A 2,062-nucleotide genomic window follows, 5' to 3' on the forward strand; every position below is an offset into this window, starting at 1 on the left:
TTACTTCGCCGCGCATCGCGCCGAAGATCAGCTCGAACGGCTGATCGCGCACATCCATCTGCAGCACCCGGGCCTTCCGGTCGTGCTCGACGCCAAGCGCGGCGACATCGGCAGCACCGCCGAGCAATACGCGCGCGAGGCGTTCGAGCGCTATCGCGCCGACGCGGTGACGGTGAACCCGTACATGGGCTACGACTCGATCGAGCCGTACCTGGCCTACGACGACAAGGGCGTGGTGGTGTTGTGCCGTACCTCGAACCCGGGCGGTTCGGATCTGCAGTTCCTCGAAACGGGCGGCCGTCCGCTTTATCAGGTGGTGGCCGAGCTGGCCGCCACCAAGTGGAACGCGAAGACGGGCCAGCTCGCGCTGGTGGTGGGCGCGACGTTCCCGAAGGAAATCGAGATCGTGCGCGGCCTCGTCGGCGACATGCCGCTGCTGATCCCCGGCGTGGGCGCGCAGGGCGGCGACGTGCAGGCGACGGTGTCGGCCGGCCGCACGGCCGACGGCGGCGGCATGATGATCAATTCGTCGCGTGCGATCCTCTACGCGAGCAACGGCGAGGATTTCGCCGAAGCCGCCGCGCGCGCCGCGCAGGCCACGCGCGACGCGATCAACGCGCATCGCTGATCGCTGCGACTGGCGGCAAGCAGCGCCGCCAGGCACCCGGCAACGAAAAAAGCGCCCGCGGCAGCGATGCCCGGGCGCTTTTTGCATGGGAAGGCAAACGGCTCAGCGCTCGCGTTCGTCGAGCAGCTTGAGCAGCCCGCGCAGCGCATGCGCGGCGGCCTGCACGCGGATCTGTTCGCGATCGCCGCGGAACACCAGCGTTTCGACCTCGGTGTGCAGCCGGTTGCTCCAGCCGAACGACACGGTGCCCACCGGCTTGTGCTCGGAGCCGCCGCCCGGGCCGGCGATGCCCGTCACCGACAGCGCCACCTGCGCGCGGCTGTTGCGCAGCGCGCCTTCGGCCATCGCGCGGGCCACCGGTTCGCTGACCGCGCCGTGCTTCTCGATCAGCTCGTGCGGCACGCCGATCATCTCGCTCTTGGCCTGGTTCGAATAGGTGACGAAGCCGCGCTCGAACCAGCCGCTGCTGCCGGAAATATCGGTGACGGCCGTGGCGATCATGCCGCCCGTGCAGGATTCGGCGGTCGCGAGCATCAGGTGCTCGTCGCGCAGCTTGTTGCCGGCGCGGATCGCGAGCTGGTGAACGACGGAATCGGTCGGCATGCGTGCGGTTTCAGCGAGAAGTGGAAAAAAGGGACTGCCACATCGCGATCGCGAACAGCGTCACGAACGCGGCCACCAGATCGTCGGCCATGATGCCAAAGCCACCTTTCAAACGGCGGTCGAGATGGCGCAGCGGCGGCGGTTTGACGCCGTCGACGAGACGCAACAGCACGAACGCACCCAGTTGCTGCGCGAAGCCGGCCGGTGTCACGAGCCACATCACGAGCCAGACCGCGACGATCCGATCCCAGACGATCGCGCGCGGCTTCGCGCCGCCAAGCGCGCGGGCCGTGAAGCCGGTGGCGGCCACGCCGAGCGCGAAGCCGGCCGCGATCAGCAGGGCCAGGCCGCCGTCGCCCAGATGCGGCGCCAGCGCGACGAAGCTGAGCCAGCCGAACAGCGAGCCGATCAGGCCCGGCGCGAGCGGCGCGAGGCCGGTGCCGAAACCGAGCGACAGCAGATGCAGCGGGTGCGAGCGCATGAATGGCGCGCTGGCGCGGCGCGGTTGCGGGCGGGCGTCGTCGTGGATCGCGTGAACGTCGTGGAACGCGGCGGATGCCGGGTCGATACGCTCCGTGCGCGCGGCGGCCGGCTCGGGTTCGGGCGCGGCCGGAATCAGGGGCAGGGCGTCGGGGCGGCTGTCGTCGGGCCGCCGCGCCGGGTCATTGATCGTCATGGAAGTGATCGAAGCCGTGCAGGGTCAGCGAGAGCGGCGCGCCCTGGCCGTCGCGCCAGCGGATCGCGGGCGCTTCGCCGGCTGCGAGCGCGCGGATCTCGCCGATGCGCGTGACCGGCACGCCGGCCGTTTCGCCGGCGGCCAGCACGGCCTTG

3 protein-coding genes and 1 pseudogene are annotated in these 2,062 nt (G+C 70.5%); 1 reads left to right on the forward strand and 3 read right to left on the reverse strand.

Translation table 11 applies throughout. The features are described from left to right. On the forward strand, nt 1-628 hold a 628-nt coding region (pyrF, locus tag G3N92_RS33105), incomplete at its 5' end, for an orotidine-5'-phosphate decarboxylase (RefSeq protein WP_206131724.1). A gap of 102 nt (nt 629-730) precedes the next feature. On the opposite strand, the gene G3N92_RS33110 is transcribed toward pyrF, so the two are convergent. From G3N92_RS33110 to G3N92_RS35250, 3 genes and pseudogenes are all read right to left on the reverse strand, one after another. Then, on the reverse strand, nt 731-1,231 hold the full coding sequence (locus G3N92_RS33110; RefSeq protein WP_206131725.1) for a CinA family protein: 501 nt from the start codon (nt 1,229-1,231) through the stop codon (nt 731-733). Nucleotides 1,232-1,241: 10 nt separating this feature from the next. Continuing rightward, nucleotides 1,242-1,907 carry a phosphatidylglycerophosphatase A gene (locus G3N92_RS33115; protein WP_206131726.1) on the reverse strand — a complete coding sequence of 222 codons (666 nt, stop codon included), beginning with the start codon at nt 1,905-1,907 and terminating at the stop codon, nt 1,242-1,244. Beyond that, nucleotides 1,894-2,062: pseudogene (locus tag G3N92_RS35250) on the reverse strand (thiamine-phosphate kinase); the annotation flags it as partial. The gene G3N92_RS33115 and the pseudogene G3N92_RS35250, both read right to left, overlap by 14 nt.

Source organism: Burkholderia sp. Ac-20379 (assembly GCF_017104645.1).
Lineage (GTDB): Bacteria > Pseudomonadota > Gammaproteobacteria > Burkholderiales > Burkholderiaceae > Burkholderia.

Bases quoted from the DNA above. Each gene is read 5' to 3' on its own strand.
- G3N92_RS33110 (WP_206131725.1), bottom strand. From the start codon at position 1,231: ATGCCGACCGATTCCGTCGTTCACCAGCTCGCGATCCGCGCCGGCAAC.
- G3N92_RS33115 (WP_206131726.1), bottom strand. From the start codon at position 1,907: ATGACGATCAATGACCCGGCGCGGCGGCCCGACGACAGCCGCCCCGAC.